A 16805-nucleotide genomic window follows, 5' to 3' on the forward strand; every position below is an offset into this window, starting at 1 on the left:
TTATTACTGGTTGCCACAGCAATGCCAAGGTAACCAAGCCTTAACGGACATAACATGCATATTCACATTTTAGGTATTTGCGGCACATTTATGGGCGGTATCGCCGCTATTGCAAAACAGCTGGGTCATCGTGTTTCAGGTTGCGATGCTAATGTTTATCCGCCAATGAGCACACAACTTGAACAATTAGGTATTGAGTTAAAACAAGGCTATTTAACAGAACATTTAAAAGATGAGCCTGATTTAGTGATTGTTGGCAACGCCATGTCACGCGGCAATGTTATGGTTGAATACGTACTCGATAGAAATATCGCCTACACGTCTGGCCCGCAGTGGTTATTAGATAATGTTTTAAAAGACCGTTGGGTCATCGCTATTTCGGGTACTCATGGCAAAACTACCACCAGCTCTATGGTTGCCTGGATCCTAGAGTATGCCCATATGAAACCAGGTTTCTTAATTGGTGGTGTACCACAAAATTTCGATTGTTCGGCACGTTTAGGTGACGCCCCCTTTTTTATCATTGAAGCCGATGAATACGATACCGCCTTTTTTGATAAGCGCTCTAAGTTTGTTCATTATCGTCCGCGCACCTTAGTGATTAATAACATGGAGTTTGATCACGCTGATATTTTTAATGACTTGTCTGATATACAACGCCAATTTCATCATCTTATTCGTATGGTGCCAAGTAACGGCCTAGTGTTGTCACCCAAAAATGAATCAGCCATCACTGAAACTTTAGCGCAAGGTTGTTGGACACCCACCGAATTTAGTGTCGACAATGAATTTAGTAAAGCCGGCTGGTATGCGGAAAAACTCATCGGCGATGGTAGTGAGTTTATTGTCTACTTTAAGGATGAAATACAAGGCACAGTAAAATGGAATTTAATTGGTGATTTTAATATCGATAACGGTTTAATGGCTATTGCCGCTGCTCGACATGCCGGCGTTCCTAGCCATGTTGCTATTGATGCACTGGCCGAGTTTATTAATACCAAAAGGCGTTTAGAGCTGCGCGGTGAAGTAGGGAAGGTGCGTGTATTTGATGACTTTGCCCATCACCCTACCGCTATTGCTAAAACGTTAGCCGGTGTTCGAGCGAATGTAAGTGCTAACGGTGAAGGCGATCAATCATGTCGCGTAATCGCGGTATTAGAACCAAGATCAAACACCATGAAATCAGGTGTTCATAAAGACACTCTCCCAGCATCATTAGCGCAAGCAGACGTTGTCTATTTATTTCAAGACGAGCAAGTGCAATGGTCAGTAAATACACTGATTAAAGAATGCCGACAGCCGTGTTTTGTTGAGACAGATATAGATGTTTTAGTGAGTCATATCGTTAACAATTCACAAGCAGACGATACTATCGTCGTGATGAGTAACGGTGGTTTTGGCAATATTCACCAAAAAATATTAGATCAATTAGCAAAGAAAGGATAGTTATGAACGAGTTTCGAGAAAAAATTACTGTCGCAATTACCGGCGCATCTGGTGCTCCCTATGCATTAAGATTAATCGAATGTTTAGTTGCGGCGAATGTACAAATTTATGTTTTATGTTCAAGCGCAGCACGAGTTGTTCTTGACACAGAAGTTGGCGTTAAAATACCGGGCTCCCCTGACGGTGCCACTCAATTTCTTAGTGAAAAATTTAAAGCAAAACCTTCACAAATCACAGTCTTTGGCAAAGAACAATGGTTCTCCCCCGTGGCTTCAGGCTCTGCAGCCCCTAAAAAAATGATTGTCTGTCCTTGTTCAACCGGCACATTAGCCGCTATTACCTTAGGTATGAGTGACAACTTGATTGAGCGTGCAGCCGATGTTGTTATTAAAGAAAGAGGCCAGTTGATTTTAGTGGTACGAGAATCACCTTTTTCTACTATACACTTACAAAATATGCTGACACTTTCACAAATGGGCGTAACTGTCATGCCAGCGGCACCTGGCTTTTATCATCACCCTAAGTCGATTAATGATCTAATTGATTTTATGGTAGGCAGAATGTTGGATCATTTAGGTATTGAACAAGCGATTATTCCGCGCTGGGGGTATCAGCTTTAATGTTTGCTTGTGGTGTTTGGCTGTTATGCTCTGTTTTACAATTGGGATCGATCTCTTTGCGGTGAATATCGCAAGGAGCTGATTGACCATTAATTATAATTTTTTGTCGACCATTGCTCATTGATACAGAACCACAAGAAAATAAAAAAAGTATCAGTGTAAAAAGTAACATTGTTTTCATATTTATTGCTCACCACTAGTTGTAAAGTCAGTATGGCTTAATTAGTCTAGCTGCGAACAGTTTTTTAAGTCAGTTGAATGCTTTAAATTTTGATATTGAGAGGGCTTACTATTAAAAATGTCACTGTATTACCCGCAATCGTCGCTGGTCCAATATTAAGGCATTGCGATACCAAGCAAGTAAACTTTTGGTTAGTGACCTCTCAATACTATGCCAATGCTTGGAAGATCAACAATAAGGTCGGTCGAAAAGCACTTTTAAAGGACGTTTATTCTGAATTAGCGTTAGATAAGCCTTTAAATGAAAAGAATCAATTAGTCTTAAATAGCCAAGACAAGGTGCTAATACTAAATTTTATTGCCAGTAAAAATTCTCATACCAATGAAAAGAAATATACGTTGGGTGGCTTCTCTATGGAGCAAAGCAACTATAAAGAAAGTCGTATGCTGCCTTTTTATGATCAAGTGATTCAAAACGAGGCAATTACACAGGCGTATTTAGCCCTAGTATCAAACAAAGAGATAAACGTTAATAACCTTGCAGAGCAACTTGGTGAAGCTAAAGGGCAGATAGTATTACCGAGAGGGGTCACTATTAATATTTATAACCAACATTTAATGTTAAAGGTAAACGCTACTGAACTTGTTGAAATTCATTTGTTGGAAGAAGTCTTTTTAAACGCTAACGATAACGCGAATTCAAATTCAAAAGCTATTTGGGCTTTGGGTGATTTTATTCAAGGGGGATCATTTGAACAACTTCAAAAGTCTTTTCCTGACGATGCCTATGAGAGTAATTATGGTATCGAAATACCGTCGGTAGGGTATTCGTTATTTTTGCTCTTTGATGATTATAATAAGGGAAAGCCGTTATATGAAGCGGTAATTAGCGTATATTAATTACAGTCTATAATGAGTCGTTAAAGATCAATATTGAGTCGTTAAAGATCAATATTTGCTAATTTCACTGAAGTTATGTTTTAGTAAATTCAGTGAAATTAGCTGCAGCGATTGGTCGCTAATAGATCAAGTTACCCGAGTAACTTGCCTAAACCTTGCGTTAATACTTGTTTTGCGTCTTGCCCTTGTGGAGTGTCTAAGTAGCTTTGAGCACTAGAAACAAAGCTGCTGATCATTTCTGGATTTAAACCTAATGCTTCAAATTGCTTTTTTATATCATTAATAGACTTTAATGAATCGCTGTATTGTGAAGCTTTGTCAAGTAAACCGCCTAAGCCTTTGCCAGAGCTAAGTTCGCTAATATCAGGCATTTGACTAACAAGTCCATCGACACCCGGTAATGATTTAGCTAACTGACTAAACTGTTCTGTTGAAACATTACTTTTTACGTAATTAAAAATAGCACCCATACCGCCAGCGGCTTGTTCAGTATTAACATTTAATGAATTTGTTAATTGTTCAACTAAACCTTCAGTGCTTGGCAATTTTACACTTTGCTCTTCAACTTCGCCCATTCCAACAAAGCTTTTTAAGCTATCAAGCCAGCTAGCTTCCTGTGCCATAGCCGAACTGCTTAATGTTGAAATAGTTAATAAAATGATAATTTTTTTCATGGGGGGATTTCCGTAATGATTAAAAGTTATTAATAAATTAGGGTAATTGTACGACATATTGCCGCTTAATAGGAGCAAATATATCGGTTAAATTGCCAGGAGTTCACAACCCAAGAATCAGTTTTGAAGGGCGTTTAGCTATTTATACAAGCGCGTTTATTCTTTACAGGACTTACCCATTACCTATGTACGTTAGGCGTATTAACGCGATATTTTTCTTTAGGCAATAAAAAAGCCTTACAAAGTGTAAGGCTTGAATTGCTCGCTGTAGGTCTAGTTTATACTAGCTTCTTTTTAGTTATTTCTTTTATTATTATTATTTTTATTTGTGTACTTCTTTAACGCGGGGCAATTTATAACAAAGCGAAAAAGCGAACGCAACAACTTTAATAGAGCATTTATACCACGACTTTTTTCGTATAAAGTAACTTTTGTTACAATTAATTATATTTATTGAAATTAAGTGTAGAGTTTATTTTCAGTGGAAATCTGTTCAGTCTACTGAAAATGCTAGTTTTTATGGAGTTTTACTACTTGGAATGGTCTAATTCATTACTTCTAATTCTAACTTTTATTTGAATTTACTCTGGAACAATGAATTATTTTTTATTAGAAAAAAAACTTTTTTTAATTGGTGTAGTGGTATTTTTAGTTTCACTAAAATCTTTATATCTATTACTTGTAGTAGAGTCTTTGAAGTTATAACTCTATTATGGTGTTATCTCTATGCGAACAAAAGTACTTCTTTGAATAGACATTACAAATGAGATTATCTCAACAAGCCGGTCTATTGAAATCAAAACATTAAGGAGATGATGTTTTCGAATTAAATCGATTTTTAGTCATCGAGTTGAGACACGCTAATAAGTTGTCGAGACAGAAAGATATTAATGATCACTTTGTGCGCTTAGTTGACATAACGAGTTGAAAAACTTAATGTCTTCTTAGAACGAATTACGGTCGTTTGTAAAATAATAAAAATGGATAAGGATATTCTCAAATGATAAAATCTCTAGGCTTCGGTCTTTCCCTCTTAATATTGTCAAACCAATCACTTGCTCAATTTACTTTTGGCGTTGATTACATAAATATTGAGCAAGAAGTTAATATTATACATACTCTCTTTGATGCCAATGTTAACGCTGTTGCAGCAACTGTTGGTTATTCATTCCATTACTCGGACAATATAACTATAACTCCTGAAATTAGTTACGGTGTCGGTATTAGCGGAGATGAAGATAATTGGGTCAGTTTTGACGATATGATCTTTAGAACTGATGTCGAATTAGATAGCGTTATCAGAATTTCAACCAAGTTCTCTTATGAACTTAATTCCGATTTCAAACTATTCACTACTCCCACGTTTTCTTTTACAGACTTTAGCTCTAACCTAGGTGGTTGGACGGTATCAGATGATTCGGATTTTGGTGTTGATTTTGGTGGTGAATATAACTTCGGTCAACATTGGTCTGCTCAAGTGTCGTATGGACTCTATCAATATAGCGAACTTTGGCGTTTTGGCATTAGATATACGTTTTAACAAGTCCTAATTCTCTCGTGCTAACTTCCACTATATGGCACTAAGCAGTCCTTAAAAGGCTGCTTTTTAGTTTCAGTATTTGGTCAGCAAAGTGGCAGCAGTGAGCATTAGCAGTGTTCAATTTATCCTAATGTTATAGCTTTAATAAGACTGTAATTGTCTCAAACTATATTGTTAGGATTCAACTAAATGAATCCTAAGATTATAGTTTTAGACATTGTGAGTGGTTTAGGTATTATTACAACCTAACTATTTTTTCAGCTTAATCATAATAAAGATAGAGACATTTCATTTTATCAGTCAATTTTAAACAGTGTGATTTAAAATATTAAATTACAGGATCATGAAAATTAGGTACTCGGTTCAATATTCACTACTGTCACAAAGTGATCTTTTATGTCCCTCAGTCTCGACAACTTCTGAGTTAGTCTCAACCCGATGACTAAAAATCGATTTAGTTCGAAACATCATGCCCAGAATTTGTTGTTTTCAATGGTCCAGCTTGTCGAGATAATCTCATTTGTAATGTCTACTCACATATTTTGAGAAAATCAAAGAAGAGTGGAGAAAAAAAGTTGATTATTTTTTTGGTTATGTCATAAAGGTAAATCAAGTTACACGTAATAATAAAGGAATATTAAGTGGGGGATTGAATCGTTTTAGTTACCTCCTAATCATTAAATATGTCATTAATTTACAAATATATTGTTATCTTATTATCATTAGTTAGTTTTACCGTCTTTGCGACTAATAATATTCAATTACAAACCGAAAATGAGATAAGAGAATCACTCAAAAAAACAACTTCACATGATCTTTTACTTAGCTTAAATGATGCTCAGATTTTTATGAATGATTTACTAGTGAAAGTGTCAGGTATTACAGATAAAGCTCTAGCTTTAGAAGTGTACTATGCTAATTTAGTTTTTTTGACTACAAGTGATGCACCCGTCGATGATTTTCATAAAGCACTAAATGATGTTCTTCACCTAGCTAAAGAAATTAAAAACCATGAGACTTATGGGCTTGCTCTTACCTTGAAAGGTGCTTTTTATTCCAGAAAAGATAATATTCCTGAAGAGATAGCTGCTTATAAAAACGCTTTGAAATATGCCAAAAAGCATAACTTAAAACAAGTATTTTCAGGAAACTTAAATAACTTAGGCAATAGGTATCAATCGTTAGGTTTGCTTGACCAAGCGTTAAAGTATTTCCAAGAAGCTATAGAAATTGATAGTTACCCACTTATTGTTAACAACTTAGCTACTATAAACATATTGCTTGGTAACTTAGACACCGCAGAGCATATATTAAATAGCGAAGATGAGCTTGGCAAGTCAGGTTTACTATTACTTTTTGATGTCAGTGTCGCACAAAAAAACACCGAAAAAGCAAAAGCGCTACTGGAAAAAATTAAGAGGGACTTTCAACCTTTGTCTTCAGTGTATATAGCATATACAACATTAGCGGAAGCTGAACTTTATTATTCATTAAAGGAATATGGGAAAGCAGCAGACTTATTCGAGAAAGGGCTAAATTCCAATGTGTATTTGGAAAAAGAATACAAACATGAAGCACTTCTTCTTCTCTCTAAAAGTTACTTTCAATTGGGTAATTATAAATTAGCAGCTAGTAGCTATGAAAAGTGGGCACTATATAGTGATGAAGCTAATAAAAAACGTACAATGCAGGCGACAAGTGTAATTTTAGCTGAATTCAACTTAGAACTAGAAGTTAATAAAAAAGAAATAGCCGAGAAAAACCTATTAATTGCCAATGATAAATTAGCATCTCATCAAAGAATTAAGACATTAGAAACATTCATTACCGTTTTATCGCTAGGTTTAGCAATATTGATCGCTTTTATGTTTTATAAACAGCATCGTAAAAATAGGATGCTAAATGAATTTGCTCACACAGATACATTAACTAAAGTAAACAATCGAAGAAGCCTTCTTTCCCACTTAGAAAGGAGAATTTGCAATATTAAAGAGGGTGAACTTCTAAGTATTGCTATGTTGGATATAGACCACTTTAAGCGTGTTAATGATACTTACGGTCATGATATTGGTGACAAAGTCTTATGCGAGTTCTCTTCTTTCGTTGCTGGTTTTTTGAGAAAGTCGGATATTTTCGGTCGATTTGGCGGAGAGGAGTTCTTAATTATTTTTAATGATAATAATGTTGAACAAGCAAAGAATATTATTGAACGTTTACTTGTTCAATTAGCTGATGTGCCATTTTCAGAAGTTGGAAAAGTTACATGTAGCGTAGGTTTAGCCCAATATCTAAATCACGATATTAAAGCATTGATAGTTGAAGCTGATGAAAAATTATATATAGCAAAGAATGCTGGGAGAAATCAAGTAGCAGCTTAAAGAAGTGCACGGTATTTTGAAAAACATAACGGGTGAAAGTTAAGATTTTCAGAACACTCACTAATGTCACAAAGGTGCGCAAAGAGGAAGTAACCACATTACTCTGCCTTAGGTCTGCTTCAAGTCTCAAAGCCGACTGTGGAGTTCAACCTTTAGATGTTAACTATGATACAAAAGTAATTGTTGATCGAATAAGAAATCAAAGTTCGCGTTATCAACATTCTAATTCACTAGCAACGGATAAAACTCTGTTAGTATGCATATATTGAATTTCACCATCTTTTTTTATGCTAATCTCATGAATATAGAAATAGATAAATCACTATAAAATCAATATCTTGATTTTATAGTAAGACCAATGAATGACATGTCAAACCAACTGATTACAAGTCAGTTGCTAGGTGGTGACAAGGTGATGTATTTACTGGTTTGTAGTGGTGTTGAAGCGACTAATTACAATAATTAGCACCACTGAGTTTTAATCAATTACACTACTTCAATGGTTGTTTTATATTGTTTAAATATATTTATTTTAAAGATTTATATCTAGTTGATTGTTAAATTCAATCATCTAATAGTATTTTTATACTAAAACTAATTTAAATTACAGATTGATAATATTTTGTCATAAATTCAGTAGGTTGATGAGTTGGTAGTGTCAGGTTATTATACAGACTTACTGTGTTTTAATTTATTGAATTTTTATGCTATTGAAAATGTTGGGTATTGTCATTTTGGCGTGATTTTTGTAATTGCCATGTGAGATTAATGTGTTTTATTAAAAGGATTATCAAATCAAATGAAATTTAAATTTCTTAAATTAGCTGTTATCGGTTTAACTCTAACAATTGGTGGAATTGCAAATGCTGGGTTAATTTATGACAACGGAGGGCCATCCACTTATTCTGCATATTCCATTGGAAGTAGTGAAACTGCAGATGATTTCATATTGGCAACTGCATATGACATAAATTCAGTAGAGTTTTATTTTCAAAATTTCAATGGAATTACAGGATGGGGTCAAGATATAACTTATAGTTTTTATAATGATAATTCTGGTTCAATTGGTAGTTTAATAGCGACAGGTAATGGACAAAATGTTACCGCTGTCGACTCAGGCTTAGCATGGTGTTGTGGTGGTAACGCTTGGGAAGTGAACTTCGATTTAGCATCTACTATCTCTTTAAATGCAGGGCATTATTGGCTAGGGCTTACAGGAGCGTCAGGCAGCTCACCTTGGTGGGTGACTACCTCAGCAATCTCAGGATATAGCGGGAAGATAAATGGTTCAACCGTGGCAAATGATTTTGCCTTTTCTTTATCATCTCAGGACGTGCCAGAACCATCTACGCTGGCTATTTTTGCATTAGGAATGATTGGTTTAGCATCACGTCGATTTAAGAAACAATAAAATTTATATCTTTTATTCTAGAAAACATCAATTGTAATGATTGGTGTTTTTTTGTTTTTACTGGTTGGTAAATTTTTACTGTAAAAAATTTCGACACTTATTGATTTATTAACCGTGGTTTTCATTCAGAATCACTACCACAGGATTAAGTATCCGTTGTTATGCCATGTAAATAAATACCTCTGACGATTTCCACTAAATAATAAGCACTACTTGAGTATATTATTCTTTTTAACCTCAAAATAATTCCCATCGAGTGTCTGCTGTGTGGCTAAGCGGACTATTTATAGTGATAAATCCAAGGCTAAATTAGGACTGCTCTGTGGCATTAGTTAGCCTAATCACTCAACACTAAGTCGTTCAATTTTTTGCTTGTAAATTATCAAATGCTTAATACTTCTTGGTGCGCAAATTAGCTGACATTAAGCTTAAATTTTTTGCCTTATATTTTCTAATGAATTATTTTTGTCATCTTAGTGATAAGTCTCAGTAATATCCGAATTATGCTAAAAATTAAATATTTGTAGTTTCTAAAACATTGAAATTATGTGATATTAATACGAATTAAATAAAAACCATTAGATTTTCAAGGAGGTAAAGTGGAACTGGCTGATATTTCAAAAAGACTTCGACACTTGATCGATGATGACCCAGCTAGAGCCATTAGTGAAGCTTTACAGCTTATGGGAAACATAAATCTTGAGTTATTGAAAGCCGCAATTCTTATCGATGCGGGGGCATTGCTTAAAAACTATGATGCGGTTGTTGAGGGTGTTGAAATCTATCGTAATGCTGTCAGCAGATATCAAGACAACTCCGAATTAAAATATAATTTAGCTAATGGATTACATGCTCTTGCTTTATCTACCACGGATAAAGACTTTAGCTGGTATAAAGATACAGAAGCTTTTCGATTAGAAGCTAGGCAATACTTCTATGTGGCTGCAAATGATAATGACACAACTATTGATATAAGGTCTCAATCTTATACAAATTTGGGCAACCTATTGTGGTCATCTTATCGTTGGGTGGAAGCATATGATTTCTATACATTAGCTCTAATTGAAAATCCTAAAAATGGTGTTGCTAGTTCAGGTGCTTTGAAAATGCTCAGATATGCTCTACAGCAAGAACTGGGAGACTATGAGTTATTAGTTGAAGAGATTGAGTATTTGGCTTTTCATGTAAGGCAAAACCTTGAATCTATTTATTCTTATTCGGGAGGCTACGGAGTAAAGGGAATAGTAGATGAAGTTAAAGATATTAGTGGTGTAGAAAAAAACAGATTCGAGGTTGATGGAGACGAATATGAAAGGTTCGTTGTTTTAAATAATTTAACATTATCTCCGACCATTCACTCTCATTCGCATGAATCAAAATACTGGGATAATATTAATATATCTTCTGTAGCCGTTGGATTAGGCTGTGATAGCACAGTACCAGAAATTTTCGCTATGATAAATATATTAAAATCTGACTACATCCTTGCAAGACAGTTATTTTTTAATGCTTCAAACAAGTTATTCAAAGAAACTGGCAACTACAATGACACTCTTAATTATGCCTGTTATGGAGTGAATGAGTCTGCTTTAGCTTTGGCACAGCGAAGTGCATTGGATATTTTAGATAAAGTAGCAGTAGCTACTTTATCTTATTTGGGGATTGGTGGAGCAAAGAGAACTTCATTCAAAGAAGCTTGGTTTAAAAAAGGTAAAGAAGAAAAAGAAAAACTTAAGCCAGCAATTTTAAATGAAATAGAAAATGGTAATACAGCACTATTAGCATTGACCGAGGTTTCTAGAGATCTATCAAATAAAATAGGCTTTTTATCCGAAAAGCAGGCATCTAGAAACTCATCCACCCATCGGTTCACTGTACTTCATGACTTAGGCGTAACTCCTGTAAGTCATTCTGGCTGTTTGGAATATTTTGATTATGAAATTTTCTTGAGAGAATCCCTTCATACGTTAAAGTTAGCTAGAAGCTCAGTGATATATTTTGTTCAAATGGTGTTGATTAGGGAAGAAAAATCATCTCAAAAAAAAGATGGAATTATAATGCCATTAATCGTTCCATCTCATGAAGATATTCGAGGTTTCGATGAGTGAATAGACATTACGAATAAGATTACCTCAACAAGAAGGATCAGCGGAATTAACAGTTTCAAGAGATAACATTTTCGAGCTAAATCGATGTTTAGACATGGAGTTGGCACTCATTCATAAGTATCGAGACTGAAATACAGCCATAATCACTTTGTGCGCATGCGAAAGTTAGCCGCTCGCTAATCCTAACGTCTTCTTCAAGGCTCAAAGTGATCGTTAATATTGACCAATATCATAGTGATGATATTGGTCAATTCGCATAGTCTCGACAATGTTTTTATGTCTTAAAGTTGATTTGACCCTAATAAATGCAGGAGGCTTGTTTACTTATAAGTCATTAATAATTAATGGTATGGTATAAATATTTCGTTGTACTATACTTTTTCGATTAACAATTTATTCTATTTATAAAAAAGGGAATTATATGCAACAAGTTTTAGGAATTGTGATTGTGTTTAGCACCATCATCTACAGTATGGTTTTGTCTGGCAGCATATTAATGTTTATTGATACACAAGCATTTGTGATTTCTCTGGGGATATTTTTAGCGGGTATTAAGTTAAATACCACAAAGGAAACTAATTTTAGAACACATTTACGACGAGTCTTTTCGAATGATATATTAACGACTGCCGAAGCTGAAAGTTCAGCAAGTTTCTATTCAAACTTGAATAAATTTACGATTGCTGCATCCGTTGTTACATTGATTATTGCCGCTCTGTCTACCCTACAACAGTTCGACCAGCCGAAAATACTCGGACCAATTATTGCCATTACCTTACTCGTTACATTATATACAGGCATAGTTTCAACGTGCTTTATTATTCCTGCAAAATTTAAACTCCTATCTTCTCTTTCTGAAAATAACCTTAAAGACACTCCTACATCCAGTGTTTTTTTAAAAGCGACAGTAGGGACGCTACTCATCAATATTGTTTTAATTACACCTTGGGCATTAGGCGGTTCTTTGGCCTTCTTAATCGATTTACCAAGTCTACTGATGATTGCACTCATTCTGCTAGGCGGCTTAATTTTTGTTAAAAACATTAAAACTAAAGTGTTGTCACACTATTTGTTTTCATTTTTGATGACAGCAGGGATATTGTTATATTTAGTGGGAGTAGTTGCGATATTATCGTACGATGTAGATAGTTTTAATACACTACTCACTGCGTTCTCTGTCGCTTCACTGACTGTTCTTCTAGCGGTAATTATTGTTTTACCTTTTTCATTACTGCTAAATTATATGATGCAAGATATTAAAAACACGGAATTGAATATTGGATTGTTTACTGAAAATAAAAGTTTTGTGAAGTCATACGCTTTAATTACAGTAGCTTCATCTTCGCTGACTCTTCTTGTTTTAATCGTTCATTTTCCTAAGTAGGAAAATGCAGGTAATTTATTACGTTAAAGTGCAGTGGCCAAGTTAATTAGGCCACTGCATAATTATTTACTACAAACTCACCAAGTTGTAGTTTTGTATCACTAAGGAATATCTTTTAATTTTAAATCTATCTTAGCGAGAGCACGAGTTATGATTTTTCTATATTTATCGCCTGTTTCTTCATTCCCTACTTTCTCAGCTATTTCACTGTAACTATAACCTGATAACTTTAACTTTATGAGTTCAATTTCTTCAAGAGTAATGCCTTTTTCTAGCATATGACCTTCAAGTCTGTCAGCAAAAATAGTTTCTACATCATCATCATGGGTAAGTATTTGCTCTAACCAGCTTCCTTCATTTTTATCTGAGTCACCATTAGGCTGAGGTTCATATGTTCTTGCTCTTACTGCTGGTTTCAAATTACGTTCATATTCACGAGACTCATCAAAAGCCTTTTTACTGGCATCCTTATCACTGGACCATCTGATTATTCTATCGATGCATTGGTTTTTAACGCTAATTGTTAATGATTTAGCGACAAATTTAGGGTCTCTATTGAGGGCATCAAAAAGTTCTTGAGGCGTTTTACGTAATTTAAGTTTTTTGATTACTTTTTCTAAAGAGTCTGACTCAGCGTTTTGTTCTTGTGCAGCAAAGGCTTTTGTCGCTTCTTCAATTTTATTCTGTTTTTCAACAGAGTTGTCGTTATTGGCATACGTTAATAGTTGAGTGACTGCATTGAACAGAAAATCTTCACCTATTTGAATGTTTTCATTCGAGCCTTTTTGAAAGGCAGCTAAATATTTAAAGACTATCCTCTGTGATAAGGATAAAAGTGCTTGGCTTTCTTTTGTTACAACTTTTTCAAAGTTAATTAACGCTAATGATTTTGACATCAATTATATCTCCATTTTATATAACTCATTGATTAAATACACCTTACCTGTTTAAAGATAAAAATAAACAATTATTTTGTCCTTTTAATAAATAACTTTAGAGGTAGTTGGTATAGAGAGAGGTATTCAGTCATTTATTGTTAATAAATAAACATTTTTAAAAAACTTGTCCTCTCTTGATGAAACTTTAGAGGTAGTTGGTATAGGAGGGGGAATAAGCCTTAAACACCTCCTTATAACAATAAGAACTATCAGTTGCTTTTTAAAAGCAAAAGATAATTTATCTATAACTTAAGTACTTATTTTGCTCATTAATATAATTTTTATAAATGAAGTGATTGAAATAGCGACTTTAACCTTTTGAACCTAAAGGGCTTGTGGCAAAAATAAGGTTAAAAGTCCTTTATAAACATTATATTAACTCGGTTTTGTAGATATTTGACAAAGTTGATTTTAAGTACGATATAAAATATTAACAGAAATTTAATTGGAGAAATTAGATGAGCAAACGTAGTGAATTATCAACATCGTTAGAGAAAGCGCTCAAAACTACATTAGTTCGCAATCTTAAAAGCACAAGCCATGGACGGCCAATGGTTATTGCAAAGTCATTTATAAGTAAAACCAGTAATGTATTTGAAAGTATTGATGAAAAATGGGCTGCGGAAAGCTTCGAGTTTGACCCCAATGTCGAGTGTTATATATCCCAACCATTTAGTTTTAATTACGAAAACCCAAATGGTCGTATTGTCCGCTACACACCTGACTTATTAGTGAGGTATGTAGGCAGAACTTATAAGTTTATTGAACTCAAAGATGAACGAGGTGCTAGCAGTGCAAAGACCTTAAAAAAGCATATGGAAGTCACGCCAATTTTTGAAGACATTATTGGTTATCCCATTGAGATTTTTAACCGAGCTGAGCACCAACCAAAACGAACTTTTGCAAATTTACAGTTACTCAATCGCTTTCAGCGCTTGTTTCTAGATGAAACGGTTACCGCCTTAATCAAATCCAAAGTCGGCAAGGACGGTTGTAGCTTTGCCGAGCTTACTACAATAGCCGAAGCCTATGAACAACCAGTCAGTTATGTCATGACGTTACTTGCTAAGCAAGAATTTACGTTTGATATGACTGAGATAGTTACCCCTAACACTTTATTAATTGCAGCTTAATTAGCTGAAAAAGGAAATTATTATGAATACATTTAGAGCTGGGTTTTTACGTGAAAATACAAATATTACTTGGGGAAGTCAAGGGGGACATATTTCAGCCGTACATGCTGATTATGTGGTTCTGATGCTTGATGGAGAGCCTGAGCTTTTTAAGACTCGACAAGTGGTTGAAGCAATATCGGGGGGAACTTGCAGATATTAGAGCCAGAGAAAGCGATTGTTTATGATGCGATCCATACACCAGAGCAACTTGCTGAATATGAGTACATCAAGGCTCATATGGGGTTGTTGCAGTTAGAAGCTGATCCTTCATCTGAGAGTACACGTGAGCGAGTCGCTCTAAAAGCTCAAGTGTTACTTAAATCAGATAAAGCCATTAGCATTTCTGGTTTATATCGTATGCACCAAAAGTATAAGGTTTGTGGAGGACATATTCAGTCCATGGTCGTTAAGCCAGCCCGTCAACGCAAATCCACTCTAAATGAAGCGTCAGAAAACTTTTTCTTTGATGTTATTTGGGATGTATATATGCAGCTTAATGGTCCATCGATAGGTGAAACATTATCTGCTTACAATGAACGATACGATGACTTATCCAAAGCACAGCAAAAAGAAATAAAACTGATTAAAAAAACGCAGTTTTATACAAGAGTCGATAATCTAGATGTAGTAGAAACTACACGTGCTCGTGAGGGGGAGGATGCTGCCCGACGTCTTGCTCGTAGCCATGAAGATATGTTTATGGCAGATCATGTAAAACAACGATATGAGCTAGACGCAGTTCATCTTAATGTACCTTTACTTTCTGATGACAGAACTAGATACATTGGTAAAATTATTCTTTATGTTGCTATAGATGTTTATAGCCGTGCAATTGCAGGTTATTACATGGCTGTAGTCGGCGATGATGAGCTGTGTTGTTCAAAAGGTGAAGATTCATCTGGTGTTATTAAGATGCTAAATCATGTTGTGCTCAAGGATAAAGTCTCTAAATATGCTATCAATCCTTGGCCGTTATCGGGCGCTGCTGTTGATTTTGTTTGTGATGCGGGCACCGCATTTAATAATGAAGTTGTTTCTTCATATGTCTCTGCGTTAGGGAGTACCTTGATTGTGACTCAAAGTGCCTCTCCTTGGAAAAAACCGTTTATTGAGCGTTTTTTTCGAACATTGAGAGGACAATTTGCAAAACATTTACCGGGTTACCTTGGGAATTCATCAGATAGGGCTAGCGGGAAAAACATCGTGGGTGAAGTAGCAACATTAACGAAAAGTGATGTGACCGAATTACTCGAACGCCATTTCTTAGATACCTACCATACCAACCCACATTGCGGTCTACAAGGTCGTTCGCCATTAGAGGTTGCTTCAAGTAATAATGCTAACGGTATGTATGACCTCCCTGCTAAGTTTGGGTCGCTTGAATATGATTATGGTAAGCCATATGAACGTAAAATGAGTGCAAATGGCATTATAAATCTGAAAGGATTTGAGTTTGCAAATGGGGCTTCTAAAGCATTATTTTTCCGCTTAGCTAAAGTCAAAGAAAAAGATAAATCCATCAAAGTGAAAGTTTTGTTTCGTAATCAAGATATTTCCACTATTACGTTGATAGATCCTAATACACTTGAAGCTATTGTTGTTGGGAACAGGAAGGTTAAAACAGAAATCTCATTGGCTGAATATAAAGCACTTCAAGGTGATAAACCGAAAGTTAAAATACGCAAGTCTCTTGTAAATAATGATGCGCAACGTGCAGTCATTGAAAACGCTAAAAAACAGAAAAAACGCTCTGACAATAAGAAGCGTTCAATCAAACGTGCCGAAAAGCGAAGTAGCGCCCCAGTAGCGCCAAATGCAGAACCCTTAACGGCTGATGATTTAGATAATGTTTTGGTCCAAGGTGGTGCTACAACCGGTGCCTATGTTGAGCCTAGTCAACAAGCTAAACCAGTTGACCCGACTAAAAATTCAGGACAAACAAAACGTCAAAGAAAGTCAGGGAAGAAATAATCTGTCCGTTTCAGGAAGCTTCTTCGGGGCTATTTACAGGAGAGGTTGTTCTCTCACTAATTTTACAATATTAAAAGGGT

At 35.2% G+C, this 16805-nt stretch carries 14 protein-coding genes; 11 read left to right on the plus strand and 3 right to left on the minus strand.

Features of this window, described 5'->3' with window-relative positions; translation table 11 throughout:
• Positions 1 to 54: 54 nt before the first annotated feature.
• Both mpl and A3Q34_RS12790 read left to right on the plus strand, forming a co-directional pair.
• Positions 55 to 1446: a UDP-N-acetylmuramate:L-alanyl-gamma-D-glutamyl-meso-diaminopimelate ligase gene (gene mpl / locus A3Q34_RS12785; RefSeq protein WP_070375705.1), complete on the plus strand. Its 1392-nt coding sequence runs from the start codon at positions 55 to 57 to the stop codon at positions 1444 to 1446.
• 2 nt (positions 1447 to 1448) lie between these two features.
• Positions 1449 to 2066, plus strand: coding sequence for a flavin prenyltransferase UbiX (locus A3Q34_RS12790; RefSeq protein WP_070375706.1), 618 nt, complete (start codon positions 1449 to 1451; stop codon positions 2064 to 2066).
• On the opposite strand, the gene A3Q34_RS12795 is transcribed toward A3Q34_RS12790, so the two are convergent.
• Positions 2038 to 2247 (minus strand): hypothetical protein, encoded by a 210-nt coding sequence (locus A3Q34_RS12795; protein WP_070375707.1) that lies wholly within the window; start codon positions 2245 to 2247, stop codon positions 2038 to 2040. The two genes, A3Q34_RS12790 and A3Q34_RS12795, sit on opposite strands and share 29 nt — an antisense overlap.
• Positions 2248 to 2342: 95 nt before the next feature.
• On the opposite strand from A3Q34_RS12795, the gene A3Q34_RS12800 reads away from it, so the two are divergent.
• On the plus strand, positions 2343 to 3146 hold the full coding sequence (locus A3Q34_RS12800; protein ID WP_070375708.1) for a hypothetical protein: 804 nt from the start codon (positions 2343 to 2345) through the stop codon (positions 3144 to 3146).
• Between the two features lie 131 nt (positions 3147 to 3277).
• On the opposite strand, the gene A3Q34_RS12805 is transcribed toward A3Q34_RS12800, so the two are convergent.
• Positions 3278 to 3820 carry a DUF2780 domain-containing protein gene (locus A3Q34_RS12805; protein ID WP_070375709.1) on the minus strand — a complete coding sequence of 181 codons (543 nt, stop codon included), beginning with the start codon at positions 3818 to 3820 and terminating at the stop codon, positions 3278 to 3280.
• 1000 nt (positions 3821 to 4820) lie between these two features.
• Here A3Q34_RS12805 and A3Q34_RS12810 point away from each other — a divergent pair.
• The 5 genes from A3Q34_RS12810 to A3Q34_RS12830 all read left to right on the plus strand — a co-directional run bounded on the left by A3Q34_RS12810 (position 4821) and on the right by A3Q34_RS12830 (position 12641).
• On the plus strand, positions 4821 to 5360 hold the full coding sequence (locus A3Q34_RS12810; protein ID WP_070375710.1) for an outer membrane beta-barrel protein: 540 nt from the start codon (positions 4821 to 4823) through the stop codon (positions 5358 to 5360).
• A gap of 683 nt (positions 5361 to 6043) precedes the next feature.
• A complete protein-coding gene (locus A3Q34_RS12815; protein ID WP_070375711.1) occupies positions 6044 to 7738 on the plus strand; it encodes a tetratricopeptide repeat-containing diguanylate cyclase in 1695 nt (564 codons plus the stop codon).
• Positions 7739 to 8537: 799 nt separating this feature from the next.
• Positions 8538 to 9149: a PEP-CTERM sorting domain-containing protein gene (locus A3Q34_RS20935; protein WP_070375712.1), complete on the plus strand. Its 612-nt coding sequence runs from the start codon at positions 8538 to 8540 to the stop codon at positions 9147 to 9149.
• Between the two features lie 599 nt (positions 9150 to 9748).
• A complete protein-coding gene (locus A3Q34_RS12825; RefSeq protein ID WP_070375713.1) occupies positions 9749 to 11257 on the plus strand; it encodes an LA2681 family HEPN domain-containing protein in 1509 nt (502 codons plus the stop codon).
• A 421-nt stretch (positions 11258 to 11678) separates the two neighbouring features.
• Positions 11679 to 12641 carry a hypothetical protein gene (locus A3Q34_RS12830; RefSeq protein ID WP_070375714.1) on the plus strand — a complete coding sequence of 321 codons (963 nt, stop codon included), beginning with the start codon at positions 11679 to 11681 and terminating at the stop codon, positions 12639 to 12641.
• A 101-nt stretch (positions 12642 to 12742) separates the two neighbouring features.
• Here A3Q34_RS12830 and A3Q34_RS12835 read toward each other — a convergent pair whose 3' ends face one another.
• Complete coding sequence (locus tag A3Q34_RS12835) at positions 12743 to 13537, minus strand: hypothetical protein (RefSeq protein WP_070375715.1); 795 nt, start codon at positions 13535 to 13537, stop codon at positions 12743 to 12745.
• A 500-nt stretch (positions 13538 to 14037) separates the two neighbouring features.
• On the opposite strand from A3Q34_RS12835, the gene A3Q34_RS12840 reads away from it, so the two are divergent.
• Genes A3Q34_RS12840 through A3Q34_RS12850 form a run of 3 tightly spaced genes read left to right on the plus strand, consistent with a single transcriptional unit; the run spans position 14038 to position 16725 of the window.
• The gene (locus A3Q34_RS12840; protein ID WP_070375716.1) at positions 14038 to 14712 is read left to right on the plus strand and encodes a TnsA endonuclease N-terminal domain-containing protein; all 675 of its coding nucleotides are present in this window, start codon (positions 14038 to 14040) and stop codon (positions 14710 to 14712) included.
• Between the two features lie 22 nt (positions 14713 to 14734).
• Positions 14735 to 14914, plus strand: a complete 180-nt coding sequence (locus A3Q34_RS12845; RefSeq protein WP_070375717.1) for a hypothetical protein — start codon at positions 14735 to 14737, stop codon at positions 14912 to 14914.
• Positions 14902 to 16725: a DDE-type integrase/transposase/recombinase gene (locus tag A3Q34_RS12850; protein WP_070375718.1), complete on the plus strand. Its 1824-nt coding sequence runs from the start codon at positions 14902 to 14904 to the stop codon at positions 16723 to 16725. Before A3Q34_RS12845 ends, A3Q34_RS12850 begins: the two co-directional genes overlap by 13 nt.
• The last annotated feature ends 80 nt before the right edge of the window (positions 16726 to 16805 follow it).

The sequence above is a fragment of the Colwellia sp. PAMC 20917 genome (assembly GCF_001767295.1).
Lineage (GTDB): Bacteria > Pseudomonadota > Gammaproteobacteria > Enterobacterales > Alteromonadaceae > Colwellia_A.

Coding starts and splice junctions, on each gene's coding strand:
- mpl (WP_070375705.1), top strand. CDS start 55: ATGCATATTCACATTTTAGGTATTTGCGGCACATTTATGGGCGGTATC.
- A3Q34_RS12790 (WP_070375706.1), top strand. CDS start 1,449: ATGAACGAGTTTCGAGAAAAAATTACTGTCGCAATTACCGGCGCATCT.
- A3Q34_RS12795 (WP_070375707.1), bottom strand. CDS start 2,247: ATGAAAACAATGTTACTTTTTACACTGATACTTTTTTTATTTTCTTGT.
- A3Q34_RS12805 (WP_070375709.1), bottom strand. CDS start 3,820: ATGAAAAAAATTATCATTTTATTAACTATTTCAACATTAAGCAGTTCG.
- A3Q34_RS12810 (WP_070375710.1), top strand. CDS start 4,821: ATGATAAAATCTCTAGGCTTCGGTCTTTCCCTCTTAATATTGTCAAAC.
- A3Q34_RS12815 (WP_070375711.1), top strand. CDS start 6,044: ATGTCATTAATTTACAAATATATTGTTATCTTATTATCATTAGTTAGT.
- A3Q34_RS20935 (WP_070375712.1), top strand. CDS start 8,538: ATGAAATTTAAATTTCTTAAATTAGCTGTTATCGGTTTAACTCTAACA.
- A3Q34_RS12830 (WP_070375714.1), top strand. CDS start 11,679: ATGCAACAAGTTTTAGGAATTGTGATTGTGTTTAGCACCATCATCTAC.
- A3Q34_RS12835 (WP_070375715.1), bottom strand. CDS start 13,537: ATGTCAAAATCATTAGCGTTAATTAACTTTGAAAAAGTTGTAACAAAA.
- A3Q34_RS12840 (WP_070375716.1), top strand. CDS start 14,038: ATGAGCAAACGTAGTGAATTATCAACATCGTTAGAGAAAGCGCTCAAA.
- A3Q34_RS12845 (WP_070375717.1), top strand. CDS start 14,735: ATGAATACATTTAGAGCTGGGTTTTTACGTGAAAATACAAATATTACT.